Below are 17,421 nucleotides of genomic sequence, written 5' to 3' on the forward strand. Positions count from 1 at the left end.
ATTATGACTCCGCGACTAAACCGTATTCTTTTGCCTGTTCCAAATTTACACTAACAAGTTTTGATGTTCCGGGCTCTGGCATCGTTACTCCCAATAAGTCAGTTGCCATCGTCATTGCTAGCTTATTATGTGTAATGTAAATGAATTGCACTTGTTCAGAAAGCTCTTTTACCAAATTACAGAAACGACCAACATTTGCATCATCCAAAGGCGCATCAACTTCATCCAGTACACAAAATGGCGCTGGATTTAAACGGAAGATAGCAAACACCAATGCCAATGCGGTAAGCGCTTTTTCACCACCCGACAGCAATGCCAGTGAGCTGTTTCGTTTACCTGGTGGGCGTGCCATGAGTTTGACCCCAGACTGCCAGTCATCTTCCAAACTTAAGCTTGCTTCACCACCTTCAAAGACTTTCGGGAATAATTCCTGCAACTCAGCATTGACCTGATCAAACGTGGTCATAAACAATTTACGTGTTTCTTGATCAATACTTTTCATTGCAGCTTGCAATTGTGCAACTGTGTTTTCTAGGTCTTCAATTTGATGGCTGAGTTCATCAAAACGCTTGGAAACTTCTTCATATTCTTCCGAAGCCGCCAGATTGACTGCCCCTAATTTGGCAAATTGCTGTTGAGCTTTTTCTAGTTTTGCTTGATGCGCAGGTAAATCAATTTCAAGACCTGTAATTAAGTCACTCCCCATCGCTTTTAACTGCTCAGAATAATGCTGAAAGTCAGATTTGGCTGCTTGCCATGACAACCGCTTTTCTTCCAGTTGCGTGCGTAAACGCTCATCTTGTTGCTGCTGTTGATGGCGTTGTTCGGTGACTTGCTGCTGCTTCTGTTGCACGCTGTTCAGTTCAATTTGCCACGCATTCCACGTTTTTTGTAATTTTTCTGTTTGTTGAAATTGCTCGGCAAATTGCGATTCCAAACTCGGAAGCTCTAATTGAACTGGATCAACAAACTTTTTCGCCTGTTCCATCTGCTGACCAATTTGCAGATTTTGTGTTTTCAGGAAAGAGCTATCTTTTTCCAACAGTTCAATTTGTTGTTGGGTTTGCGTGTTTTGACGGCGCAATACTTCCAACTCTTGCTGCGACTGTAAACTTTGTTGCTGTGCCAATTCTAATTGTTCAGTCAATTCATCGAGTTGGAATTGCGTGGTTTTATAGCGGGGTAAAACCTGTTCCAGTTTTAAGGTCAATGCATGCAAATCAATTTCAAGATCATCCTTTTGCATTGCATCTTCTTCAAGTTGTTCATCCAACTGTTGCAACTGGTCACGCAATTGTTGTTGCTGAATGGCAAAAGCCTGTGCACTGCTCTGTAACTTGGCAATGCTCACATCGAATTGTTGTAGTGTTTGTTGCTGCTGTTTGAGTAATACTTGCTGTTGTTTAAGCTGCGCCTGATGTTGCTCAATCTGTTGCTGCAAGTTAGGTAATTGCTGATCTGCCAGTTCATACTGTGTTTGTAAATGACTCAGTTCAATTTCAATACTTTCTAAACGAATCCGATGGCTCAGTGCCCCCTGACCTGCTTGACTGCTTTCATCATAAAGCAGACCAATCACCCAATCTGCCGCAACATGATAACCATCCAAAGTTAAAATCGACTGACCGTGCTGAAGCTGAGATTGATAAGACAAAGCTTCACTTAGTGTCGTCGCAATAGCAACCTGATTCCACAATGAATGCTGTGTAGAGGCAATCCAGTCTGCCAAACATGGCAACTGAGCCAAGGCCAGTTTACCAGCACCAACGCTCATTTTGAGTTGGCGCGCAATACTGTCTTGAAATTCTGCCTCTGCATCCAACACTTCCGCCGAAAGCCACTTGGCCAAAAATTTCTCGATCAACTGCGCATGCGGTTTACCTTGTTCCGTCAGCTTCAAGGTTTGCATCAATTGCACATTGGCATTATGAGACTCAGGACTTTGCTTGACCAAAAGTTGGGTCAAATTTTTCTGTTCAGACTGTAATACTTGTATTTCAGATTTCAATTGCAACACTTGAGTTTTTTGCTGCGCAGATTGTTCCTGCACCTGTTCCAGCTGCTGACGCTGCTGCTGAATCATGTGCTCAGATTGTTCAATCTGTATCTGGAGCAATTGTTTGTCTTGTTCCTGTTGTTGAATATCTTCTGATTGTGCTTGAGTTTGGATCTGAGTGGCTTGGAGTTGTAAGGTTTGCTGTTGCTGCTCAATACGGACGATATTTTTACTCAATTGCTCAGACTGCGCCAACATTTGCATTTTCTGCTGTTGCTGCTTTTCCACCTGAGCTTTGATTTGTTCAAACTGTTGCTGCACTTGCTGCTGTTGCGCTTTTAAATCTTGATAACGTTGGCTTTGCTGTTGACTCAAAATGTCTTGTTGCTGCAACTGTTCAGTCTGAACTTCCTGTTGTTGTAATAAGGTTTCAAGCTGTAGTTCAATCAGTTGCAAACGCTCTTTGGTTTGTGCCTTCTGCTGTTCGAGTTGCGCCAACGTTGAGGTATTTTGCTGAAAGAGCGATTGTTTTTGCTCTAGAGTTACTTTTAGTTCAGCCAGCTTTTTCTCAGCTTGTTGCCACTCATTTTGCAATGGCGTCGATTGTTGAATCAAACGCTGAAATAACTCACTGGTCGAACTTAAATCATGCTCCAACGTAGTTAAATCCGAGCGAACTAATTTAAATTGATCACCCAATTCATTCATTTGTACCGTATATTCTTGCTGCAAACGGCTGCTTTGTTCGCATTGGAAAGACAATACTTCGACTTTAATGCTACGAATGGTTTTTTCTAATTCTTTATATTGAATTGCCGTTTCAGACTGGCGCTTCAAGGTTTTTAATTGCGATTTAAGCTCTTGGGCAATATCTTCTAAACGAGATAAATTTTGGCTGGTATGGTCTAAATGTAATAACGTTTCACGTCGACGTGCTTGATAACGAGATACCCCTGCCGCTTCTTCAATAAATACGCGCATTTCTTCGGGCTTAGCATCGACCAAACGGTTAATCATGCCTTGTTCAATAATGGCATAAGACCGTGGACCTAGGCCTGTCCCCAAGAAAATATCGGTAATATCCCGACGGCGGCATTTGGTGCCATTTAAGAAATATTCAGACTTGCCATCTCGATTGACCTGACGGCGAACCGCTAATTCATTATAAGCGTTATAAGCACCGCCTAATTTACCATAAGTATTTTCAAAGCGAAGTTCGACACTGGCCATCCCTACAGGCTTGCGCTTGGCTGTCCCTGTAAAAATGACATCCTGCATACTACCACCACGCAGTTGGCGTGCATTGGATTCGCCCATGACCCAACGAATGGCGTCAATCACATTGGATTTACCGCAGCCATTCGGTCCCACCACCGCACTACGGTTGGCTTTGAATTGTAATGTCGTGCTGTCGGCAAAAGATTTGAAGCCTGAAAGTTTTAAACTGCTTAAACGCATAATGTCCTGTTAACGTCGTGAACGACGCGCCCATGCTAATTCGATTTGTTTCATCCGTGTTAGAGATTCCAACACCAAGTTACGCAAGTGTCGACAAAAATCGTCCATAAATAAAGTGGCTTGTTGTGATTTTCGGATTAAAATTGCATCACTCACCAGTTTAAACAACTCAAACGACTCTTGTAACTCTCTACGCGAAGTATTTAAGGTTAAGAAATAGCTGCGACGTACCGAAGGCAACAACTCCTGATAGAAATTCATCAAGTAAGGATTTGCTACCATCTCTTGCTGTCGTACCAAATACTGAAAAATTAAATCATAAAACTTTTCAGTATGCCCATGACGGCATTCTTCTTGAATTTGCTCCATCAGCTTTTGAAATTGCTCTGCTTCATGCTGACGCCAAGTTTCCGCAATGCGTTGCACAATTTGTCCAGACAGCATGGCACAACTGTCAAATAATGCCCGCACCTGTTGTGCCGACATTTCAGAAACAATCGCCCCCCGTCGCGGAAAAATCTGAATTAAATGCGTGCGCTCTAACAGCAGCAAAGCTTCACGCACAGAACCCCGACTGACATCCAGCTCTTTGGCGATTCTTAATTCCTGTATTCGCTCACCTTCGACCAGTTCGCCACTAATGATCTGCTCACTAATATGCTTGGCAATTTGCTCTGAGAGGCTCTCTATTTCTTCTTGTTGCATACTTTTCCTATCTTGTTTTTATAAGATGCAATCGACAATACATCACATGACTCATGGAACAGTTTTAACTGATTTCATCCCTTCCACGCCATGTCATTGTCAGACAATATTATGTCTAAAAAGCCAATTTAAACAGCAAAAGTCATCATAAATCTTTAGAATAATTTTGAAAATCCTTGGTAAATAAAATAAAGACCTACGGTGGTGAGCAAGCCTGCGAAGCATCGCTTTAACATTGCAGGTGACAATTGATGAGCAACTTTCGCACCAAGTTTAGCTGTGACAAAACTCATCAAACTGATGCCTAAAAATGCATAAACATGAATATAACCAATGGTATTCGGTACATCGACCTGTGCTTTGGCACCAAACCACATAAAGCCTAAAGCACCAGCCACAGCAATCGGTAAACCACAAGCTGCCGATGTGGCAACCGCCTTTTGCATGACCACTCCATGACGGTTTAAATAAGGTACCGTTAGGCTGCCACCTCCAATCCCAAAAATCGCTGAGGCAATTCCAATACCACTACCTGCCAGCATCTGCTTTGCTGTCGAAGGAAGCTGCTTCGAGGTATCCACTTGAGCTTTTGCCCCTTTGAACATGCGATAAGCCACCCAAAGTGCAAAAAAGCCAATGATCAGTTGCAAGCCCTGACTTGGCAGTAAATCTGCAATCCCTGCACCTAAAAATGACCCTAAAATTAAGCCAGGTGCCAAGTGACGGAACACCGACCACAACACTGCACCTTTCTTATGATGTGCGGACACCGAGCTAAATGAGGTCACAATAATAGTCGCCAAGGAAGTTCCCAATGCCATATGCATAATGACCGATGGATCATAATGAAGTTGGGTAAATACAATATAAAGGATCGGCACAATAATTAAACCGCCACCAACACCAAATAATCCTGCGGTAAATCCTGCGATTGCACCAATCAGTAAATATATGATTAACTCCATAAATATTTTTCACTATACTCAGATTCAAATGGATGTAGAAACTCGCCAACTACAACAACGACTTCAAGCGGCTCAACAACTTCCTGAAGTCCTGATGCTCAAACCGACCACCGCATCAACCAATGATGATGTGCGTGAAATTGCACAAAAAGGTATACAAAGTGCATTGGTGTGTAGCGCCCAACAAACTCAAGGCCGAGGTCAGCGACAACGCCAATGGGTGTCACCCGAAGGAAACGTGTATTTAAGCACATTGCTAAATACTCGAACAGCAATAGATGGGCGTTTGGCGTTAGAAGTTGCCTTGAATATTCTACATATGCCTAGCCTAGAGCAATTGAATTTACAAATTAAATGGCCAAATGATTTGTACAGCGTACAAGGCAAATGGGGCGGCATTCTGATTGAGCCGATTACGCCAAACCAAGTCATTGTCGGTGTTGGACTCAACCTTGCACCTGTTACGGATGTGAGTATTGATCAACAAGTTACTTCACTCACAGAGCTAGGACTACAAGGCACTTCACGCATTGATTTGATTGCTGAACTTTATATGGCGATTCACCGTGCTGGAGAATGGTTTGATCACCAGAGCTATAATCTGGCTGCTCGCTTTAATCGTTATGCCGCTTTTCAGCAACAAGCCGTTGAGTTTGAACATAGTACAGGGAACTGCGCTGGAACCTTTATCGGTATTCAAGATGATGGTGCGGTACTACTTGAAACCGAAGCAGGTATTCAAAGCTTTTACCAAGGTCGTTTACGACTCAGTACAGTAACCGAATAGGATGATGTAATGAAAAGTTTATGGCTTGATATTGGTAATACCCGACTCAAATATTGGATTACGCAACATGACCAAGTTGTGGAACATGCTGCTGAATTACATCTACAATCCCCTGCCGATTTACTTCTCGGGTTAATTCAACATTTTCAAGGCTTGAACATTCAACACGTCGGGGTTTCCTCGGTTCTAGACCCAGATAATAATCAGCGTATTCAGAGCATTCTGAAACGTTTAAGAGTACCTGTAATCTTTGCCAAAGTGCATACCGAATATGCAGGCTTAAAATGTGGCTACGATGATCCTACACAGTTAGGAATTGACCGTTGGTTACAAGTCTTAGCGGTTGCCAATGATGCGAATCAAAATTATTGTGTGATTAGTTGTGGTACGGCCCTAACCATTGATTTAGCGAATGGATTACAACACCTAGGCGGCTATATTCTGCCGAATTTGTATTTGCAACGTGATTCCCTGATTCAAAATACCAAAGGCATTAAAATTCCAGATGCGGCCTTTGAAGAACTCAGCCCAGGGAGAAATACTATTGATGCGGTGCATCATGGCATTTTATTGGGTTTGCTCAGTACCATTGAACGCGTCATGCAACATTCACCTCGACAGTTGGTACTCACAGGTGGTGATGCTGAATTGTTTGCCCAACATTTACCGCAATATCAGCCAATTGTTGAAGCAGATTTACTTTTAAAAGGTTTACAACATTATATTCATCATCAAACTGAAAGCATCAAAGGCTGAAGAATCTGCTGCAAGAGTACAAATTCACTAAAACCATCCTGCTGGGTAAAGTGCCCTGCCTGTTTCACTTCCAACAATTGCGCATTCATGAAATGTCCAAATTGCAGCGCAAGCGGAGGTGGAACCACAGGATCATTATTGGAAAACAATACGATTCGATGTGCAATTTGACGGTGTAACACACGACTCTGCAAGGTTGTTTGCTGGATAAATGAATTAAGCTCAGGCTTATGTGGCGGCACAGATTTAAACCCTGCCACACAAATAAGCGCCTCAATTTTTTGATGGTTTAAATGCTGACTCAAATAATGGGCGACAGCTAAGCAACCCAAACTATGTGCTATCACAATACTGTGCTCATTCAAGTTTGACATCTGCATATCCAATGCTTGTTGCCAAAGATCGAACTCAGGGATATCAGCATCAGGTAAAAAAACCAATTTCGCTACACCGTGCACAGCTTTGACCTGTTGTGCCAACCAAGAAAACCAATGATCTTCGGGCGAAGAATTTTCACCGTGCACAATAAAAACAGTTTTGGGCTGAATCGACATAACTACATTTCTTTTTATTCATTTTCGATCAAATACTAATCACAACTTTTATGATTTTATATTGATGTTTTGTAGTTCCTTAAAAATCTAAGACATAAAAAAATAGGTGCATCAAGCACCTATTTTTTATTGAAGATTCTTCAATTATTTCTTTTGATCATTGTTACCAAAGAGTGGTCCCATACCACCACCGCCACCGAATTGCTTTTGCAAGCCACCCAATGAACGCATCATTTTTGCCATACCCGATGGGTTAGCAAACTTCTTCATCATTTTCGCCATTTGCGCATGTTGTTTGATGAGCTTGTTCACCTCAACCACATCCATACCACAACCTGCTGCGATACGTTTTTTACGGCTTGGGTTCATCAAATCTGGGTTACGGCGTTCTTTAATGGTCATCGATTGAATAATCGCTTCCATTTTCTTCACTTGCTTTTCAGGGTTTGCTTGTGCAATTGCATCTTGAATCCCTGAATTGCTCATGCCAGGCAACTTGTCCAAGAAGCCCATCATGCCGCCCATTTTGTTCATTTGCTCAAATTGCATCAGCATGTCTTCAAAGTTGAAGCTGCCACCTTTTTGCAATTTTTTCGCCATTTTTTCGGCTTTTTCTTTGTCGATTTTGCGTTCAACTTCTTCGACTAAAGAAAGGACATCACCCATACCCAAAATACGTTGTGCAACACGTTCTGGATGGAATGGCTCTAAGGCATCAAGCTTTTCGCCCATACCCAAGAATTTGATTGGCTTACCTGTAATGGCACGAACAGAAAGTGCTGCACCACCACGTGCATCACCATCGGTCTTGGTCAGGATCACACCCGTTAAAGGTAACGCATCGTTAAACGCTTTGGCTGTATTTGCCGCATCCTGACCAGTCATGGCATCAACCACGAATAAGGTTTCAGTTGGCTTAATCGCAGCGTGTAGCTCTTTGATTTCGTCCATCATGTCATCATCGACATGTAAACGACCCGCAGTATCGACAATCAAGACATCCGCAAACTGGATTTTGGCTTGTTCGATAGCACGATTGGCAATATCAATCGGCTTTTCATTGGCATTCGATTCAAAGAAAATCGCACCAACTTCACCCGCAACCGTTTGTAACTGCTTAATTGCCGCAGGACGGTAGACATCGGCAGAGACCATTGCCACTTTTTTCTTTTGGCGTTCTTGTAAGAAACGCGCTAATTTTGCCGCAGTGGTGGTTTTACCCGCACCTTGCAAACCTGCAAGAAGCACAACCACTGGAGGTTTTGCCGCGAGGTCAAGGCTTTCATTGGCCTCGCCCATCATCTTGGTTAATTCGTTATAAACAATTTTAACGAAGGCTTGCCCAGGGGATAACTGTGTCATCACTTCCTGGCCTAATGCTTCTTCCTTAACTTTCGCGATGAATTCACGAGTTACAGGTAACGCAACATCGGCTTCAAGAAGTGCCATACGTACTTCACGTAACGTATCTTTAATATTATCTTCGGTTAGCTGCCCTGAGCCAGTAACATTTCTTAAACTCTGCGTGAGTCGTTCTGTTAAGGTATCAAACATTGCAAAATCCGCTTAAAATAGCCAGTAGCAAAAAAATCTTTCTTAAAATAGAAAATTTATGCATAAGATGCTATAGGATACTGTAGTTCGAGTCGAATTTATATAAATGAATATTCATCATCCTGAAAAAGGTTTGACATGATTAGTCTCCCCTTGGTTTATACCATTTTGGCTTTAATTGCCTATACCACCTCTTTTTGGTATTTATTCCTGCATTTAATGTCGAAACGTGAACCAAACCATTGGTTTATTGGCGTAATTTTGGGCTTGGGTCTACTGCTGCATGCAGGAGTGCTTTACCACGATATGATTACGCCGCTTGGGGTCAATTATGATGTTTTTGTGCTCATGTCTTTTACCTCAGGTTTAATGCTCCTGCTGAGTTTAATTTTTAGTACTTATCGCCCCATTCTGGCATTAAATTTAATTGGTATTCCTGTCGCTGCGACGGGGCTGATTTTAGGTTTCGCCTTTAGTAAGCCTAATCAATTTATTGAACAGCATTCGGTTAGTCTAGATATTCACATTATTCTGTCTTTATCGGCTTATGCCGTTTTGCTGATGGCAACCATTCAAGCGGTAATTTTATGGTTTCAAAACCGTGAGCTAAAAAACAAACAAAAGAAGCGTATTTGGGTTAATTTGCTTCCATCTTTTCAAGCGATGGAATCGTTATTGTTTGATTTAATTCAAACAGGCTTTATTTTACTGACCACAGCATTAGTATTTGGTTTCTTCACCATTGAAGATTTCTTTGCTCAGCATTTAGCGCATAAAACTGCATTCAGTATTATTTCATGGTTTGTCTATGGTTCACTGTTGATTGGTCACTACAAGTTTGGTTGGCGTGGGCAAAAAGCCATTCGCTTTACCCTGATCGGTTTCTTCCTTTTAGCTGTTGGTTTTATTGGTTCTAAGTTTGTACTTGAAATGATTTTAGGAAGATAAAGGTATTTATTCAGTTTGACTGATTAAAGATATAGAACATTGTTTAAATAACAAGCATTAAACGAGAAAACTCAAGAGAAAGCCCAGTTTATATAAACTGGGCTTTCTCTAATCAACAACCTATTGATTATAAATGACTTAGATAGTGCATTTCGTATAAGGTGTATTATGTTGATTTTAAAGAAAGTTAATTATCTTTCAATGTCTCAAAAACATTATATGCAGCCTTAATACGATCTACATTTGGTATCTTTTTATTCATTAACATAACCAATCCAAATCCTTCTTCTGGAATAAATAAAACATACGCCCCAAAGCCATTGGTCGAACCTGTTTTATGAAAAACTTTAGATTTTGGTTGCGATAATTCTTTTACAACAGGATTTGAGCCCAATAAGATTTGTTTTGAATTACTAGCCTGTAGAATTTCAGAAGTAGTGGGATAAGAAAACATTTCCCATCCAAGTGCTTGTGTCATACCGCTATCAGCAACTTTAAAATATCCTTTGTGTGTATCTAGTATAGCTTTTTTTATAACAGGGCTATTTGTATCTACATTAAGATTCGAATTTACAAACTTAAGCATATCTGGGAGTGTTGATTTAACGCCATATGCCTCATCCGAAAATGGGCCTGGATTAACCTGAATTGGCTTGTTATTTTCATCATAACCAAAAGCATAGTTCGTTTTTTGTGCTTCTGGAACATTGACGTATGTATGTTTCAAATTAAGTTGAGGAAAAATAATTTCCTCTAATAATGAAGAGAAAGGGACATTCATCGATTTTGCAGTTAAGTACCCAAATAGACCTATACTTGGGTTTGAGTATTCACGATAAGTACCAGAAGGATTCTTAGCTTTCCAATTTTTGAAATACTCTAATATTTGCTTATCAGTTTTGACATTATCGGGAAATTGTAATGGCAAATTGCCACTTGTATAAGTTAATAACTCTAATAAATTTACCTTATCAATTTCTGAATTTTTTAAAGCAGGGACGTATTTACTAGGATGATCGTTGAACGATATTTTACCTTGATTATTGGCATATGTTCCTGAAATAGCAGTAAAAGTTTTACTTAAAGAACCTAACTCAAAAAGTGTCTGACTATTTACGATTTCATTTGTATCTTTAGATCGGACACCATAATATTTTTCATAACTTTTACCGTTGTAAATTACGCCTATAGCCATACCAGCTACACCGTACTCATCCATAAGTGGCTTAAATGATTGGGTAACAACTTTTTCAATATTTTGCTCATTTTGACTGGCTTCACTTGCATGTAAATTCATACCAAAACCCATAACTATGGTAATGAAGCTTTCTTGAAAAAAATATTTTTGATTAAAAACCATTAAGTTAAATTTCTTTAAAAAAGATGGAAAATATAATCTCATATACTAAATATTACATATGTATTAATTATTTTCTAAATAACCTGAATCCTGTTTAAGCCAATGACGCCATAATTTGAGTTTTTGGCTTATTTCGTTGAGTTAATTGATATGTGCATAACGATGCGTAAATCCCACTTAGAAATCTATGAATACTACGTGCTTTACTCGTCACTAAATTGTATTGACCTTTCAATAAGCTGAATAACGTTTCTATTTTATTATGCTGTTTTAAGTGATATTCATCTGATGCACAGAGTTGAACAGACTGCATATTCTTTCGATGAGAAGTAATCAAATCAATACTTTGACTTTTTAATCTGCTTTTTAATTCTTGACTAATATAGCCACGATCAGCATATAGTTTGGCAGTCATTCCTTTGACGAACTGTTCAACCATTTTAATATCTGCTGTATGTGCATTCGATAAGGCTGTACTGACAATCTTTCATCAAGGTGAAATGTAAAGCATGCAGTGCCAATTGATGTGCTCCGATGAGATGAACCGTTCGTTGGTAACACGGTAAATATCTAAAGAGTTGGCTTTGATATTGCTTTAATGAAAAGAAGAAGGTTTTGAAATTATTGAAATAAGAACACTTATACCAAATAGCGATGAACACGATTTCTGAGAGTTTCAATTGAGAAGACCGCATCCTCAAACGCTTGTTACTGTCTTTTAAAAACGTCCAATAAATTGCTTCAAATTTCTGAAAAAATCATCAATCATACAAAAGAAATATGTAAAATCGAACATGATGGCTGAAGGCGTAGGTAGTGTGGTAACTTCCTAATAGTTTTAAGCCACTTTTTTTCAAGTTAATTTCTTGTCCGCGATTCAGGTTAATTACTAAAAGTTGTGATAATTAAAATCATCACAACTTGTCAGTTGGAATTGTTCTAAGTTTTGGGCAAGTACTTAATTTTTATTTATCCATTTCATTAAGAACCTGAATCATTTCTTTTGTAGGTTTTAAATGACCTAGTTGCCATTGTTCAGGTGGATGTTCATCAATCCGAATCCAAATATGCTCTCTAAAAGCTGCTCTTCCCTTACCTTCAATTTCCACAAATAAATCTGTTAAACGCTTAAAAAGCTCAGCTTTACTGTCTTTATCAAGTAAACCTTCTATTGTTTGTACATGAATGAATGGCATATTATTATCTCAATTAAGTCTAGGTCTATATTAAAGACCCAGATTAGGCGGAGTTCTCCTGAATGTCAAATCAAATATCTTTGAGTCACAAGTTTTCTTCCGAAGCCTGTGGAATTGTTAAAATTGCTGAAATTCTAAATGACAGATGGACCATTCTCTTATTAAGAGAAGCCTTTTATGGGGTGACTAAATTCAATGATTTCATGAAAAATACAGGTATATCCAAGCAAATTCTATCCAATCGATTAAAGCATCTTGTTGAATTAAATATATTAAAGTTGTCTTTATACAAAGAAATGGGAACAAGAGAACGTCAAGAATACTTACTCACATCAAAGGGAAGAAGTTTGAATGTGGTATTACTGGCGATGTTAGAATCTGGTGGTCATTTTTTATCAGAAGAAGAGCCTGTCGTTAAAATTTTCCAAAAAGATCAAGATGTGGCTCTTAGATTGAAACTTGTTAATGAAAATAATCAAGTGGTTAGTATTAATGATGTGGAATTAAGAACTGTTTCTAATTCTAAAGATTAGTTTAGAAAAACTAATCAGACTTCTTTCATCAATCACTTTCTGCTTAGCTCTAAATTTTGGGCGCCACTGCATAAAGCTTAAGAACGTTCTTTAATGAAAAAGAGTTATAAAAAATACTCCTACCTTAAAAGGGTAATAAAACTATTAACGTCCTATCAGAAAATTCTTTTTTTACTCTTTTGCAAAGCACTGATTTCTTATTCCTCTTTAACATAATCGTGCTTATACAAAATAGATTTTTAAGATTACCTTAAGATCAGTATCTTATTCTTTACATACCCTCTGGAACGATCTCGTTCAACCGACTTAGAAATAGGTCGGTTTTTTTATGCGCAATTTTGATACTTCTGTCCAATAAATCTAATTACTTCTCAACCCAATTAAAGCTTTTCCAGCAGGTTCAACACAAAAAATATCTCCAATTTCAGAGGATAAAAAGAAGACAAATTTTATCCTGACTTGTACGTATATGCTTACAACAATTCCCGCTCTTTGCGGTTGTACGACTTCAGGTGGATTTCTTATCATGGGGAAATAGAGAACAGGAAGTTCCAAAGAACAAAAATAAGAAAGATCGCACAAGGACTGCAAGGTACGACAGGAGTTATACCAAGCGAACCAATACCAAAAAGCCCGACAGGATGTCGGGCTTTTTTATTAATACGTGCTTTCTGTAATGTTATATAAGTTTTCAATCATATCTGAAATTATGTCCCTATTTTTAACGAAAGAATTATCTTCAATATATTTTTTCACATCATGAAGCGTATTTTTTCCATATTCCAACAACGCGATTTGTTGATCAATAATCTCTATTTTGTTGTCAATCAGTTGATTAGAAATATCATTACAGGTTTCAGAAGGAGGTTTTGTCTCAAGCTCGATTAACTGTTTAATCTCTTCCAAACTAAAGCCAATGGTTTTTAAACAAATAATTAACTTAACTTTTTGCTCATGTAGATCACCATAACTCCTATATCCATTTGATAGTCGGTCAGGAATTAATATTTTACGCCTTTCATAAAAACGTAAAGTGTCTAATGAAAGACCATACTTTAAAGAAAATTGACGAATATTCACTCAACCACCACGATTCCTTTATCTAGGATATTTTAAAAGTGTTTTTGTTGAATGGATGATCTTCAAGATATTGTTTGAAAGACTCATTCATTCTCTCAAAATTTAATTGCGTAGATTGAATAATAAAATAATTTAAAATAGGCACAAGTAACCCATTAAAATCTTCTGTCTGAATGAATTGAGTTGTATTTGCATCAATTTTAGTAAAAACAAACTGATGCCGACCATTAAACAAACCATTGATATAGAGTTTACCCTCCCATTCTAGATGATATTGATCAAGTTTTTTTACCTCTGGCTGCATTTGAAATTTCACATTTTTGCTTTCATCATATAAATCAACAATAATTTGTTGACCGATATATGTGGGAAATTGATCGAGACCAAATAAAGTATTCCACTCTGAGTAAGATGAAGTACATGTGAAGAGTTGCCAAACGTGGTCTATTGGTTGGTTTATAATGATCTTTGTTTCAATTCTTTTATGTCTAAAGATAAATAGAAAAAACAAAAATAATGCAATGATAGTGAAAACTGTTTCCATAAAATAATGTCTTTGTTACTCAAGCAGACAATAATTCTAAGATTGGAGTATAGTCCAACATCAAGGAAAACTTTAAGCTCATGCTTATAAGCTTTGGCTCTTAACATAAAATCACTGTGACAAAACCTTCATTATCCGCCATCACTAGCGACAACATTTCAAAGCCCCTCGCCTAGACAATTTGCACAAAAAAACGTATAACACCGTTCTTCAAATTTAACTGGTGACTCAAACCGTGAAACTCATCCTTGCACCCATGGAAGGCTTAACTGACCCGATTATGCGTGATGTCTTAACATCCGTCGGCAGCTTCGACTGGTGTGTAACCGAGTTTATTCGTGTCACCAACTCTGTGTTGCCTGATCATATTTTTCATCAGTTTTGCCCTGAATTACTGAACGATGGGAAAACAGCTTCTGGCACACCCGTACACGTGCAGTTTTTAGGCAATGATCCTGAAATGCTGGCAGCCAATGCCATTCGTGCTGTTGCACTTGGTGCTCCCGCTATCGATATGAACTTTGGATGCCCCGCAAAAACTGTCAATCGTCATCGTGGCGGTTCGGTATTGTTAGATGAACCTGAAGTCGTGCACGAGTTAGTCAAAGCTGTGCGTGATGCAGTGCCTCCGCATATTCCTGTATCAGCCAAAATGCGCTTGGGCTATATGGATCGCAACTTTATGCTGGAAAATGCTCACGCAATTGAAGATGCGGGTGCAGCTTGGGTAACGGTACATGCCCGTACCAAAGCAGATGGCTATACCCCGCCCGCATTTTGGGATCAGTTACAACCGATTCGTGAAGCATTGAAAATTAATGTGATTGCCAATGGTGAAATCTGGACCAATGCTGATGCTAAGCAATGTCGTTTAGAGTCAGGTTGTGAAGACCTAATGATAGGGCGTGGTGCTGTAACGACCCCCGATTTAACTCAATGCATCCGCCAAAACTCAGATACCGCTTTATTGAGTTGGAATGATTTATTGGCTTTGCAAATTCGCTTTATTAACGGTCCAGCCAAAACTGAAATAGGTATGCTTGGACGTTATAAACAATGGCTAGGCATGATGTCTAAGCATTATCCTGAAGCGAAATTACTTTGGGATGAAGTAAAACGTATTAAACAATTGCATGAAATTATAGAAAAATTAGAAGCAACTTTGACTTAAGTTTCAAATAAAGGCCATGAGATACTTTTCGTATCTCATGGCTGTTTCAAGATAAAAGGATTAACTCACTTCGCTCAGTAAAATAGGTAGTCCTGTTTCAAGTTGTATTGGCATAGAAATATGCTGATGTGCCACTTTCCAAAGTTGCTCTACTTTCTGAAAACAGATGGTGGTGCGACACCAAAATACTTCTAAATTGGGAATTGCATCAATTTGATCGACCTTTGAAAAACAGTGCAATACGGCGAGTTCTGGCTGGGCAATAAGTTTAATGCCTTCACGATATACACGAATGTTTCCAGCTTTCACTGGAAGATAACGCCTCCACAATTGTTTATACGCATCTATACCCGTTAAATGGGTACTTACATCAATTAAACTTACATCTTCGACACAAAGATCAGCTAAAGCTTGTATATCCATGCTTGCTACAGCTTCATCCCATTGTTTCAGCATTAATAAGATGGCATGGGCACTTTGCTCATCACCCGAAATTTCTATGCTCATCGTGTCATTCCTTTACAGTGTATTCACTTATCATCAACATAAGCTCTGATTTTGACTGCATCGCGACTTAAACGTATCTGCAGACAAATTAAAGACATTCAAAGCCATTTTGTCTTTTATACACAGTCTTAGAAGGTGCACTCCCTACAGCCTTCATAAACTTTAAACATGTGATTTTCATCACACTATAAAAACTATAGCGAAAATAATTCAGAGAATAAAGCGGTAATTTTAACGGATTTCCAACCCCTTATTTCCTCATCGCTTTTAGCAAATTCAATCCAATAAAAAAGCATGCCGATGGACATGCTTAATCAAAATAAATTTGGCATTACACCGTTAAATCTTTAATGGTGATAGATGAGCCATTATTTTTGACTGACTCAATTCCCTTATCGCGTGATTGTTCTGAAGAGTAAAATTGACTGGTACCAATCACCTGATGATTGGCAGCTTTTAAATTAAAATACGGCTTACCATTACTGGCGGTTAAACGATCATAACGGCTGTCATCCGCACTATTTTTATGAACAGATTCTATTCCCACATGCGCCGAGGCTTTTGCTTTGTAAAGCTCACTCGTTAAAATTACTTCCCCATTACCCGCTTTAAGCACAAAGCGATATTGCCCATCTTTTGCTTGACTCAGCTCAAACCATCCAGACATATTTTTATTCCTCTTGTTGTTTTCACTTTACTTATTGTTGCTTAAAACTATTTAAGTTCTAAGAAATATAAATGACTTTTAGACAACAAAAAAGAGCATTTTTAATCAAACATTCACTCAGCAGGAACCATTGTGATTCCTGCCGCCCTAAAACCATGCAATTTTTAGGTTATGGTCATCAATTTTTGCTTAAGTAACCATATAAAAATACAAGATGGCATCACGTCGCTGATGTAGGTACAACCACCGTTTTACCGTAAAAAGCGCTTTCCATTTCAAGAACTTCCACACATAGTTGTACCGTCAAATGCGTTTGCTTAGGTAGCAACTGCTGTAATGCTAAAAGTAATTGATTGGAAATTTCTGTTTTTGCAGCTATATCTCGCCCTGAAAGCAAAGAAACTCTGACATGTACATAGGCCTGATTCGACTCACCTAAACCAATCAAATAATCACTTTGACAAATTGCTCGGCTTTTAATGTCTGTAGCAACTTGTACATGGCCTGTCGCAAACAGTGCTTGGTTTAGACCTAATAAAATCGGCTGGGAATGAAAGTCTTTTAAATTGTCAGAATATTCCAAATGAATATGCGGCATCTGAGTGCAACCCAAACAGTGAAAACTGGGTTATACCATGTT

17 protein-coding genes and 1 pseudogene are annotated in these 17,421 nt (G+C 38.8%); 5 read left to right on the top strand and 13 right to left on the bottom strand.

What is annotated here, in order from left to right:
• Nucleotide 1: 1 nt before the first annotated feature.
• From smc to MP622_RS10685, 3 genes are all read right to left on the bottom strand, one after another.
• Nucleotides 2-3,454 carry a chromosome segregation protein SMC gene (smc, locus tag MP622_RS10675; RefSeq protein WP_243790912.1) on the bottom strand — a complete coding sequence of 1,151 codons (3,453 nt, stop codon included), beginning with the start codon at nt 3,452-3,454 and terminating at the stop codon, nt 2-4.
• 9 nt (nt 3,455-3,463) lie between these two features.
• On the bottom strand, nt 3,464-4,159 hold the full coding sequence (locus MP622_RS10680; RefSeq protein WP_243790914.1) for a GntR family transcriptional regulator: 696 nt from the start codon (nt 4,157-4,159) through the stop codon (nt 3,464-3,466).
• A 155-nt stretch (nt 4,160-4,314) separates the two neighbouring features.
• The gene (locus MP622_RS10685; protein WP_016165311.1) at nt 4,315-5,124 is read right to left on the bottom strand and encodes a sulfite exporter TauE/SafE family protein; all 810 of its coding nucleotides are present in this window, start codon (nt 5,122-5,124) and stop codon (nt 4,315-4,317) included.
• A gap of 28 nt (nt 5,125-5,152) precedes the next feature.
• Between MP622_RS10685 and MP622_RS10690 the strand changes: the two genes are divergently transcribed.
• Both MP622_RS10690 and MP622_RS10695 read left to right on the top strand, forming a co-directional pair.
• A complete protein-coding gene (locus MP622_RS10690) occupies nt 5,153-5,911 on the top strand; it encodes a biotin--[acetyl-CoA-carboxylase] ligase (protein ID WP_243790916.1) in 759 nt (252 codons plus the stop codon).
• A gap of 9 nt (nt 5,912-5,920) precedes the next feature.
• The gene (locus tag MP622_RS10695; protein WP_243790918.1) at nt 5,921-6,667 is read left to right on the top strand and encodes a type III pantothenate kinase; all 747 of its coding nucleotides are present in this window, start codon (nt 5,921-5,923) and stop codon (nt 6,665-6,667) included.
• Here the strand turns inward: MP622_RS10695 and MP622_RS10700 are convergent.
• Both MP622_RS10700 and ffh read right to left on the bottom strand, forming a co-directional pair.
• Nucleotides 6,643-7,221 (bottom strand): alpha/beta hydrolase, encoded by a 579-nt coding sequence (locus MP622_RS10700; protein WP_243790920.1) that lies wholly within the window; start codon nt 7,219-7,221, stop codon nt 6,643-6,645. The genes MP622_RS10695 and MP622_RS10700 overlap by 25 nt on opposite strands.
• Nucleotides 7,222-7,365: 144 nt before the next feature.
• Nucleotides 7,366-8,775 carry a signal recognition particle protein gene (gene ffh / locus MP622_RS10705; RefSeq protein ID WP_016165315.1) on the bottom strand — a complete coding sequence of 470 codons (1,410 nt, stop codon included), beginning with the start codon at nt 8,773-8,775 and terminating at the stop codon, nt 7,366-7,368.
• A 138-nt stretch (nt 8,776-8,913) separates the two neighbouring features.
• On the opposite strand from ffh, the gene ccsA reads away from it, so the two are divergent.
• Nucleotides 8,914-9,723, top strand: a complete 810-nt coding sequence (gene ccsA / locus MP622_RS10710) for a cytochrome c biogenesis protein CcsA (RefSeq protein ID WP_016165316.1) — start codon at nt 8,914-8,916, stop codon at nt 9,721-9,723.
• Between the two features lie 187 nt (nt 9,724-9,910).
• Here the strand turns inward: ccsA and blaMCA are convergent, their stop codons facing one another.
• The 3 genes and pseudogenes from blaMCA to MP622_RS10725 form a co-directional block, all read right to left on the bottom strand.
• Nucleotides 9,911-11,083, bottom strand: a complete 1,173-nt coding sequence (gene blaMCA / locus MP622_RS10715) for an MCA family class C beta-lactamase (RefSeq protein ID WP_243790922.1) — start codon at nt 11,081-11,083, stop codon at nt 9,911-9,913.
• A gap of 94 nt (nt 11,084-11,177) precedes the next feature.
• Nucleotides 11,178-11,879, bottom strand: a pseudogene (locus tag MP622_RS10720) (transposase).
• A gap of 169 nt (nt 11,880-12,048) precedes the next feature.
• On the bottom strand, nt 12,049-12,279 hold the full coding sequence (locus tag MP622_RS10725) for a tautomerase family protein (RefSeq protein WP_016165318.1): 231 nt from the start codon (nt 12,277-12,279) through the stop codon (nt 12,049-12,051).
• 62 nt (nt 12,280-12,341) lie between these two features.
• Between MP622_RS10725 and MP622_RS10730 the strand changes: the two genes are divergently transcribed.
• Entirely contained in the window at nt 12,342-12,812 is a 471-nt protein-coding gene (locus MP622_RS10730) for a helix-turn-helix domain-containing protein (RefSeq protein WP_243790924.1), read from the top strand.
• Nucleotides 12,813-13,469: 657 nt separating this feature from the next.
• Here MP622_RS10730 and MP622_RS10735 read toward each other — a convergent pair.
• On the bottom strand, nt 13,470-13,892 hold the full coding sequence (locus MP622_RS10735; protein ID WP_243790926.1) for a MerR family transcriptional regulator: 423 nt from the start codon (nt 13,890-13,892) through the stop codon (nt 13,470-13,472).
• Between the two features lie 22 nt (nt 13,893-13,914).
• Nucleotides 13,915-14,436 (bottom strand): SRPBCC domain-containing protein, encoded by a 522-nt coding sequence (locus MP622_RS10740; protein WP_243790928.1) that lies wholly within the window; start codon nt 14,434-14,436, stop codon nt 13,915-13,917.
• Nucleotides 14,437-14,671: 235 nt separating this feature from the next.
• Here MP622_RS10740 and MP622_RS10745 point away from each other — a divergent pair, with 235 nt between their 5' ends.
• Nucleotides 14,672-15,607, top strand: coding sequence for a tRNA-dihydrouridine synthase (locus tag MP622_RS10745; protein ID WP_243790929.1), 936 nt, complete (start codon nt 14,672-14,674; stop codon nt 15,605-15,607).
• A 60-nt stretch (nt 15,608-15,667) separates the two neighbouring features.
• On the opposite strand, the gene MP622_RS10750 is transcribed toward MP622_RS10745, so the two are convergent.
• From MP622_RS10750 to MP622_RS10760, 3 genes are all read right to left on the bottom strand, one after another.
• Nucleotides 15,668-16,114, bottom strand: a complete 447-nt coding sequence (locus tag MP622_RS10750; protein WP_243790931.1) for a nuclear transport factor 2 family protein — start codon at nt 16,112-16,114, stop codon at nt 15,668-15,670.
• A gap of 331 nt (nt 16,115-16,445) precedes the next feature.
• Entirely contained in the window at nt 16,446-16,781 is a 336-nt protein-coding gene (locus tag MP622_RS10755) for a YegP family protein (protein WP_044739300.1), read from the bottom strand.
• Between the two features lie 220 nt (nt 16,782-17,001).
• Nucleotides 17,002-17,379, bottom strand: a complete 378-nt coding sequence (locus MP622_RS10760) for a 5-carboxymethyl-2-hydroxymuconate isomerase (RefSeq protein WP_044739299.1) — start codon at nt 17,377-17,379, stop codon at nt 17,002-17,004.
• Nucleotides 17,380-17,421 lie beyond the last annotated feature (42 nt).

The sequence above is a fragment of the Acinetobacter sp. PK01 genome (assembly GCF_022819285.1).
Lineage (GTDB): Bacteria > Pseudomonadota > Gammaproteobacteria > Pseudomonadales > Moraxellaceae > Acinetobacter > Acinetobacter tandoii.